Here is a 9,011-nt window from a genome sequence, read left to right as displayed (position 1 = left end):
CGAATTTTTAACGTTACTAGCGGGACCGGAAACATAGCAATATGATAGCTTTGAAACGCTGAAGCAGGGGCAAATATTTCTGTCCGGCTTTTGTCCCTGGTGATACAGAAGGGAAAACCCTTTAATAAATCCACAATAGATACCAGGACAGAAAACCGGTCTTGAAGGAGGAAAAAACCTTGCTAACCTTGCCGGAAAAGAGCGTCCTGCTGGTAGAAGATTCGACCCTCACCAGGTTTTCCTCCAGGAGAACACTGGAGGAGAAGGGCTACCTGGTGGACGAAGCTGCCAGCGGCCAGGAGGCGCTGGTTAAAGCTAGGGGAAAAGGAGGACCGTACGACCTGGTGATCCTCGACATCCACCTCCCGGGAATGGACGGCCTGGCCGTTCTAGAGAACCTGGGGCGGGTCCTCATAGAACCATAAAATTATACGCATTTAACCGCAAGGTTTAACCCTCCTCAAAATGTTTGAGGCGTGTGCTTCACAGAAAATCTATGTGCTGTAACAGCAATGGGAGAGCTTTTAGAAAAAGCCGTAGTCGCCGATAAGGCGGCTGTATAGCGGTAATATTTTCTGCCGGGGAAAAGGGAATGAATTTAGAAGGGGTCTATCTCATCGACTGGCTGCGAGTGGCTTGCAAAGGGAGTAAATTTTTTATTTACCTCCTGATACTCGTCTGGCTGGTATGGTTTATCCGTACCTCTCAACTGAGAGTTAGAAAGAGAACGGCCGTGGTTCTGCTTTTTATCGGCCTGCCCTTGGTGCTGGCCGGCATTTCCCTGGACCTTCTGGGAGAGTTTTTCCGCCTCTCTACATTGCTCAAAAGAATAGTGGGCGAACTTATTCTTTCCAACACCGGTACCTTTTTAGTCCTATATTCGATGGTGTTGATGGTCATGGAACTGGCCCGGGCTTCATGCCGTTACCAGCGCGAAGCCGAAAGCGACCCGCTTACCGGCCTATACAACCGGCGGGCCTTTTTTGCCTTGGCGGAGAGCGTGCTAAAGGAAGCCCAGGAAGGGAAGCGCAGCCCGGTGCTGGCTATTTTAGACCTGGACAACATGAAGAAAATCAACGACACCTGGGGACATCAGTATGGGGATGAAGCCCTGAAACGGGTGGCTCAGGCTATCCAGAAAAGCGTCCGGGAAGGGGATGTAACGGCCCGCTATGGGGGCGACGAATTCGTCATCCTCTTCCCGGGTAAAGGGCCGCGCCTGGAGACACTCCGGGCCCGGCTTGAGAGGCACCTGAAAGCGATACGCTTTTCCGGCACGGAGATACCCTTGAGCCTATCGGTGGGACTGGCGCGGTTTCCGGCAGACGGAAAAGACGTAGATGCGCTGCTCGCAGTGGCCGACGCCAGGATGTACGCGGACAAGGAGGCAAAGAAAGGCCGCCAAAGGGCCGGCATTTAACTCTCTCGCGGGACAGCCGGTCCGGCAAGCAGGCCTTTTCTGGCGAGCACTCCCAGCAGGAGGTATGTGGTTCCTTTCATGGAGAGAGGGAAATTAATGCAGTACTACGAAGAACTGAAACAGATCGGCTTACAAAGACTGCAAGAGAGCATGAGCCAGGCTCTGGGACTGGCAGCTCTGGTCACCTGCCCGGATGGACAACCGCTCACGGAAATCTCCAACATGTGCTCTTTCTGCGCCTTGCTTAATGCTGATCCAGAAGGAAGAGCCAGGTGCGCGGCTGCACGTGTTGTCTCTACCAGGGCTGCCTTGGAGGCAGGGAGAGCAGTTCTCGACATTTGCCATGCCGGGCTGGTGCACCTGGCAGTCCCCCTCCGGGTAGCGGGAGAAACGGTGGCGGTACTGGTGGGTGGCAGTGCAGCTCTGCAGCCGCTTACAGAAGAGGCAGTGGCGCAACTGGCCCGGGAAACAGGCATTGACCGGGAGGAGCTTTTGGCGGCGGCCAGAACGGTACCCCTCTGGTCTGAAGAGCGGCTCTGGACTGCGGCGGAGATGATGGGGGCAGTAACGGAAACCGTGGCTCAGCTGCTGTACACCAGGCAAGAACTGCAGAAAAAGGCAGACGAACTCAGCGTTCTCTTTGAATTCAGCAAAAATGTTTCCGGCAGCCTGCAGGTGGCCGAAGCTGCCCGGCAGGGACTTCAGGCGGTGCTGGAATTGACTGGTGCTTCCAGCGGGTCGGTGATAATGCTGGGCGAAGCGGAACCAGGGGCGGCGACTCTTGAGGTGGCGGCTACCCTGGAGCCGTACAACGAATTAAGGGTAATTCCTGCAGGGGAAATAATAGCCGCGGTTGAGCGGGAAGCCGTCGCCGCGCACTTTGACAGCCGTCCCGGAGAAAGCACGCCCGAAGAAAAGCGGCCGGCAGTTGCAGTACCTCTTACTGCTGGGGGCAAGGTAACGGGGGTACTCACCTTAGCAGGCAAGCCGGGGGGGCAGCGCTTCACCGGAGAGGAAGCCATCTTCTTGACCACCCTGGGCACCATTCTGGGGCTGGCGCTGGAAAATGCCCGGCTTTTCCGGAAGGTGCGGGAAAGGGCAGCGATGCTGGAACGGCTGATCGAAGTAGGGCAGGTGTTATCGAGCCACCTTGATGTGGACCTGGTGCTTGAATCGGCTCTGGCGAGTGTGAGGGATGTGCTGGGTGCACGGTGGTGTGCCCTGCGGGTGCTTGACGAAAATACCGGCGAACTGGTGCTGAGGGCCAGCCTGGGTATGAACCCCAAGTTGCAGGAAAGGGTTGCCCGCGTCCGGCCGGAGGATAACTTGCTTGGTGAGGTGCTCCAAAAAGGGGAAGCCGTGGTAGTGGAGGACCTGGCCGCCAACGGGTCTGGCAGGCACCTGTCCTACTACGCGCTGGAGATGCGGGCCCTGGTTGTGGTGCCGGTGAAAGCGGGCGGAAAGATTCTGGGCACATTGACGGTTTATTCTCCTTTACCGCGCCGCTGGTCGGAAGAGGAACTTGAGTATCTGGGTATTGTTGCAGCTCAAGTCGGGCTGGCGCTGGAGAACGCCTGCCTTTACTCCTCCCTGCGGGAGTACTACCTGAGTACCGTACAGGCGCTGGCAACGGCATTGGAGGCCAAGGACGTATACACGAGGGGGCATTCCATCCGGGTAGCCCAATGGGCACGCTCCTGCGCCCGTATGCTGGGACTTGGTGCTGAAGAGGAGGAACAGGTTTACCTGGCCGGCCTATTACACGACCTGGGCAAAATTGGCATACAAGAGGACATTCTTCTTAAACCGGGCCCCCTCACCCCGGAAGAAAGAAAAGAGATGCAGGGTCATCCTGAAGTAGGCGCCAGGATCCTGGAACCGGCCCGGTTCCCTGCGGCGGTCATTGCAGCCGTACGGCACCATCACGAAGACTTTGGGGGTGGTGGTTATCCGGCTGGCCTTTCAAGAGAGGAGATCCCGCTTCTGGCGCGCATTATTCGTGTGGCCGATGCTTACGACGCCATGACCTCCGCCAGGCCTTACAGGCAGGCATTTACCCCGCAGGAGGCATATGAGGAATTGAAACGGTGTGCAGGCCGGCAGTTTGACCCCCGGGTGGTAGAGGCATTTTTACGGATTCCGCAAGAGGAAATGGAAGATATTGCTATACGGGGGGGGGGGCACCCTGATAGCTTTGCTTGGCGAAATACTTTTTTTACTGAGGCGGCCGCTCTGACCAGATCCGGGTCATACTATGGCGGGGAGAGCAACGACCGTTCGGGATAAGCAGGCGGGATGGCAAAAAAATCGAAGGACGGAAGCTTTGATTTTCAAGGCTTCTGAGAGCAAGGGCAAATATATTGTATACTTGCACGAGAAATATTGCACCGCCTGGTACGTGTTTATATAATAAGGCAAGGCGGTTGGATCAAAAAGACAAGCACCGCTCTGGTTATGACACCAGAGCTTTTCTATAGTCGCGAGGACCCACCCCCAGTAGTTGTTAAACGCCGCCGGCCAAAAGATGAATATGTTAGGGAGACTAGCTTACCTATACGGAGGAGAGCAGTTTTGAGCCAGCTAAAGATCACCGACACCACCCTGCGCGACGGGCACCAGAGCCTCTGGGCCACGCGCATGACCACGGCCGATATGCTGCCGATCATTGAAAAAATTGACAGCGTCGGTTACCATTCCCTGGAGGTCTGGGGCGGCGCTACCTTTGATGTCTGCATGCGCTTCCTGGACGAAGATCCCTGGGAACGCCTGCGGACCCTGAAAAAATATGCCCGGAAAACACCCCTGCAGATGCTTCTCAGGGCCCAGTCCCTGGTAGGTTACCAGCTGTACCCCGACGATGTGGTGCGGGCCTTTATTGCCAGGGCGGTGGCCAACGGAATTGATATTATCCGTATTTTTGATGCCTTGAATGATTTACGCAACCTGGAAGTCCCTATTGCAGCCGCTAAAAAGGAAGGCGCCCATGTCCAGGGGACGGTGGTCTACACCATCAGCCCGGTCCATACCACCGAGCACTACTTAAAGACGGCTCTAGAACTCGAAAGCATGGGCGTTGACTCCATCTGCCTCAAGGATATGGCCGGTTTACTCGCTCCCTTTGATGCCTATGAACTGGTCAAGCTCTTTAAAGAAAAGCTTCACGTCCCCGTCCAGCTCCACAGCCATTATATCGGCGGCCTGGCCGTAGGTGCCTACCTGGAGGCCGCCCGGGCCGGAGTGGACGTGGTCGATACGGCCTCTGTCCCCCTGGCCTTCGGTGCTTCCCAGCCACCGGTAGAGACGGTGGTCCGGGCGCTGGCCGGGACGCCCTACGATACCGGCCTGGACTTGAACCTCCTCTTTGAGATCGCCCGTTATTTCGACGACCTGCGCCGGGAGCTGGGCTATGAGCGCGGCGTAACCCGCATTACCGATATGTGGGTCTTCCAGCACCAGGTCCCCGGCGGCATGATTTCCAACCTGGTGAGCCAGTTAAAAGAGCAAAAGGCTGCCGACCGCATCAATGAAGTCCTGGCCGAGATACCGCGGGTACGGGCCGACCTGGGGTACCCGCCCCTGGTAACGCCCACCAGCCAGATTGTGGGCACCCAGGCGGTCCTCAACGTCCTGCTGGGCCAGCGTTACAAGATGGTACCCGGCGAAGTTAAAAATTACGTCCGCGGCCTCTACGGCCGGCCGCCGGCCCCTATAAGTGAGGAAATTCGCCGGTTGATCATCGGGGATGAAGAGCCTATCCAGGGGCGGCCGGCGGACATCCTGCCGCCGCGCCTGGAAGAAGCCCGGCAGGAAATCGGCGACCTGGCCCGGAATGAAGAAGATGTCATCAGCTATGCGCTGTTTCCCCAGGTGGCCCGGAAATTTTTTGAGGACCGCCGCGCCGGGCGGTTGCAGCCGGGCCGGCGCACTTTAAAACCCCAGGCCGGGGTTAAGGCCGAGGCAGGAGGTACAAAGAAAATGGATCTCAAGGACATCACCCAGCTCATTAAAGCCCTGGAAGAAACAGGCATTACCGAGCTTAACCTGGAAAGCGATGGGGTCAAAATCATGATCCGCCGTGGCGGTGACCAGGGAGGGACTGCCGGCCCGGCCCCGGCAGTCCAGGTGACTACGGATGCTAAGCCTGAGACCCAGGGAGATAAACCGCTGGCCCAGACTCCCCAGGATATTGTTGAAGTCCGGGCCCCCATGGTAGGCACCTTCTACCGGGCGCCGGCCCCTGACGCGCCGCCTTTCGTTGAGGTTGGTACCAGGGTTAAACCGGGGCAGACCCTGTGCATAATAGAAGCTATGAAGCTGATGAATGAGTTGACGGCCGAAACCGCCGGCCAGGTCGTCAGGATCCTCGCGGAAAACGGCCAGCCGGTGGAATACGGCCAGGTACTGTTCCATTTAAAGAAAGAGTAGAAACAAAGATGCTGAAATACTAAGGGCTAGTTCCTGGGCGGCATAGAGACATAAACTGCCGCTAAGAAGTATGCTTTTTTCGGAGGATAGGAGATGTTTAAGCGGGTTCTCATTGCCAATCGCGGCGAGATCGCGGTGCGGATTATCCGCGCCTGCCGTGAACTGGATATCGAAACAGTAGCCGTCTATTCCGAGGCCGACCGGGGAGCCCTGCACACCAGGCTTGCCGATAAAGCCGTCTGTATCGGGCCGGCGCCGGCCAACCGCAGTTACCTGCATATCCCCAGTATTATTGCTGTTGCCCAGATGAGTGGTGCCGATGCCATTCATCCCGGTTACGGCTTCCTGGCAGAAAACCCCTACTTTGCCGAGATGTGCGCCACGGCAGGGATCACCTTTATCGGCCCTTCGCCAAGGGCCATGCAGCTCATGGGGGCCAAGGCCACGGCCCGGGCCACCATGATTGCTGCCGGGGTGCCGGTAGTACCCGGTTCAGAGGGTGTCGTTAAAGACCTGGATACCGCCCTGGCCATAGCTAAAGAAATCGGTTACCCCGTTTTGATTAAAGCGTCCGCCGGTGGCGGTGGCCGCGGTATGCGGGTGGCCCAGGGCCCCCGGGAGCTGCGCCAGGCCATCCAAACCGCCCAGCGGGAAGCTGAAGCCGCCTTCGGTGATCCCCAGGTTTACCTGGAAAAATATATTGAAGAACCCCGCCATATTGAGTTTCAAATTTTAGGTGATACCGGAGGGAACCTCATTCACCTGGGCGAGCGCGACTGTTCCCTGCAACGCCGCAACCAGAAGATACTGGAAGAAGCACCCTCGGTAGCCCTCACCCCGGAACTGCGCCGGGAAATGGGAGAGGTTGCCTTAAAGGCCGCCAGGGCCGTTGATTACTACAGCACCGGTACGGTAGAATTCCTGCTGGATAAGCATGGCCGCTATTATTTTATTGAAATGAATACCCGCATCCAGGTGGAACACCCGGTGACCGAGGCGGTTACCGGTATCGACCTGGTCCAGGAACAGATCAGGATAGCGGCGGGGGAACCTTTGAGCATCCACCAGGAGGACGTCCAGATCCGGGGGCATGCCATTGAGTGCCGGATCAATGCCGAAGATCCCAGCCATAATTTCCGGCCGGCCCCGGGGAGGATTGAGCGTTACCATGTACCGGGAGGCTTTGGCATCCGGGTGGACAGCGCTGCTTATAGTGGTTACCTCATTCCTCCTTTTTATGATTCCTTAATCGCCAAGGTTATTGCCTGGGCGCCGGACCGGGAAGGGGCTATCAACCGTATGACGGGGGCCCTGAAAGAAATGGTAATTGAAGGGATACCGACGACCATTCCCTTCCACCAGCAGATTATGGCCAACGCCTTTTTCCGGCGGGGTGAGATCTACACTAACTTTATCCAGCGTCGCTTGCTGGCCGGCTAACGTCCTGGCAGGAGTTAGCTGGCATTAGTTTAAAACTATTTTCGCAGGAAGCAGTTGTGATGGCTACCGGCCTCTGGTATAATATAGTAACAAGTGGAGGTGGGTAGAGTGGATAATATTTTAGAACAACAGGACCGGACCGATCTCGGCACTATCAGGATTACCAACGAAGTGGTAGCCATCATTGCCGGCCTGGCGGCCACGGAGATTGAAGGAGTAGCCGGCATGAGCGGCGGCATTGCCGGCGGTATTGCCGAGCTTTTAGGCCGGAAGAATCTAAGTAAGGGTGTCAAGGTAGAAGTAGGGGAAAAGGAAGCTGCTGTTGACCTGTACATAGTGGTCAACTTCGGGGTGCGTATTCCGGATGTAGCCATCAGGGTGCAGGAGAATGTAAAAAAGGCTATTGAATCAATGACGGGCTTACGGGTGGTAGAAGTTAATGTCCACGTCCAGGGCGTAGTTTTCCCCCAGGAAGAGAAAGAAGAAGAAACCAGCCGGGTCCGGTAGGGGGGTAGTGACTTGTCAATGCTGGAGCGGGCCATACTGGCCCTTTTTGCTTTGCTGGTGGCGGCCCTTTCCGTAGCTGCCCTGGCAGTCATCGCCGGCTGGACAGTGCCCCTGGACCTTTTTGAACTAAGTCTCCTGCGGCCGGACTACCGCCTCATAGCCGGCCTGGTAGCTGCCGTATTGTTCCTGCTGGCCTTGCGTTTCTTCCTGGCCAGTGTGCGCCCGGCAGCAGCAAGAGAAGAGCAGGCGGTTATTAAATCTGCCGACCTTGGTACGGCCAGCATTGCCCTGCCGGCCCTGGAAAACCTGGTCACCCGGGCCGCCCGCCAGGTGAAAGGGGTACGAGAAGTGCGGCCCATCCTTAGAGTTCTCCCGGAAGGGCTGGCCGTGAAGCTCAATATTACCGTTAGCCCCGACCGCAATCTACCTGAATTGACGGCAGCCCTCCAGGAAAAGGTGCATGAATATATTGTTGCCACGGCCGGCCTGGAAGTGCCCGAGGTCCAGGTGCGGGTGAACGGTATCTACCAGGAAGGCCTGCGCCGGGTAGAATAGGGGAGATGGACGGGTGGAAAATATCCTCGACTTGCTGGACTACCTCTGGCGGGAACACCGGGGTAAGCTGATCGGCGTCAGCCTGGGCCTTATTTTTGGGCTTTTAACTGCCATCTGGGGCTTCGGGAAGGCCCTTTTCATCGGCCTCTGTGTAGCTCTGGGCTATCTTATCGGCCACCGCCTTGATCAGGGCCGGGGGTGGCAGGGTATCTGGAAACGTTTCTTTGGCGATCGCTGGTAAGGGGGAATAGTGTACTTTGAGTAGAAGGGCAGCCAGGGCCAAAGCCCTGCAGGCTCTCTTTGCCGTTGACCTGGGTCGCATGGCCCCGGAAAGGGCCGTGGAAGAAGTCTTAGCTGATGAGCAACTTTCACTCCAGGCAGCAGCCTTTGCCCGGCAGCTGGTAATGGGGACGGTCACGGCCCGCCAGGAACTCGACGCCATAATCAGCAGGTATGCAGTGGGCTGGCGCCTGGAACGCCTGGCGGCCGTCGACCGCAACATCCTCAGGATGGCATTATATGAAATGAAATATTGCCCGGATACCCCGGTGAGCGTAATTATCAACGAGGCCATTGAACTGGCCAAAACTTTTAATGACGAAGAAGCCGGCAGGTTTGTCAACGGCTTGCTGGACACCGCCCGCAAGGAGCTGGGTAGATAGCT

At 57.0% G+C, this 9,011-nt stretch carries 9 protein-coding genes; all 9 read left to right on the top strand.

The window, feature by feature from the left end; all coding sequences use genetic code 11:
• Positions 1–179: 179 nt before the first annotated feature.
• The 9 genes from MGLY_RS17445 (at position 180) to nusB (ending at position 9,009) form a co-directional block, all read left to right on the top strand.
• Positions 180–425, top strand: a complete 246-nt coding sequence (locus MGLY_RS17445) for a response regulator (RefSeq protein WP_246187382.1) — start codon at positions 180–182, stop codon at positions 423–425.
• A gap of 167 nt (positions 426–592) precedes the next feature.
• On the top strand, positions 593–1,420 hold the full coding sequence (locus tag MGLY_RS17440; RefSeq protein ID WP_156276040.1) for a GGDEF domain-containing protein: 828 nt from the start codon (positions 593–595) through the stop codon (positions 1,418–1,420).
• A 96-nt stretch (positions 1,421–1,516) separates the two neighbouring features.
• Positions 1,517–3,706, top strand: a complete 2,190-nt coding sequence (locus tag MGLY_RS17435; protein ID WP_156276038.1) for an HD domain-containing phosphohydrolase — start codon at positions 1,517–1,519, stop codon at positions 3,704–3,706.
• Between the two features lie 285 nt (positions 3,707–3,991).
• A complete protein-coding gene (gene accB, locus MGLY_RS17430) occupies positions 3,992–5,845 on the top strand; it encodes an acetyl-CoA carboxylase biotin carboxyl carrier protein (protein ID WP_246187381.1) in 1,854 nt (617 codons plus the stop codon).
• Between the two features lie 93 nt (positions 5,846–5,938).
• Positions 5,939–7,285 carry an acetyl-CoA carboxylase biotin carboxylase subunit gene (gene accC, locus MGLY_RS17425; RefSeq protein ID WP_156276036.1) on the top strand — a complete coding sequence of 449 codons (1,347 nt, stop codon included), beginning with the start codon at positions 5,939–5,941 and terminating at the stop codon, positions 7,283–7,285.
• A 93-nt stretch (positions 7,286–7,378) separates the two neighbouring features.
• On the top strand, positions 7,379–7,792 hold the full coding sequence (locus tag MGLY_RS17420) for an Asp23/Gls24 family envelope stress response protein (protein WP_062284865.1): 414 nt from the start codon (positions 7,379–7,381) through the stop codon (positions 7,790–7,792).
• Between the two features lie 18 nt (positions 7,793–7,810).
• Positions 7,811–8,347, top strand: a complete 537-nt coding sequence (gene amaP / locus MGLY_RS17415; RefSeq protein ID WP_246187518.1) for an alkaline shock response membrane anchor protein AmaP — start codon at positions 7,811–7,813, stop codon at positions 8,345–8,347.
• Between the two features lie 13 nt (positions 8,348–8,360).
• A complete protein-coding gene (locus MGLY_RS17410) occupies positions 8,361–8,588 on the top strand; it encodes a DUF2273 domain-containing protein (RefSeq protein WP_054935380.1) in 228 nt (75 codons plus the stop codon).
• A 16-nt stretch (positions 8,589–8,604) separates the two neighbouring features.
• Positions 8,605–9,009, top strand: a complete 405-nt coding sequence (gene nusB / locus MGLY_RS17405; RefSeq protein ID WP_156276032.1) for a transcription antitermination factor NusB — start codon at positions 8,605–8,607, stop codon at positions 9,007–9,009.
• The last annotated feature ends 2 nt before the right edge of the window (positions 9,010–9,011 follow it).

It is taken from the genome of Moorella glycerini (assembly GCF_009735625.1).
Taxonomy (GTDB): domain Bacteria; phylum Bacillota; class DSM-521; order Neomoorellales; family Neomoorellaceae; genus Neomoorella; species Neomoorella glycerini.
Note: the sequence above shows the minus strand (reverse complement) of the source record. Positions and strands in the feature narration are given on the sequence as shown.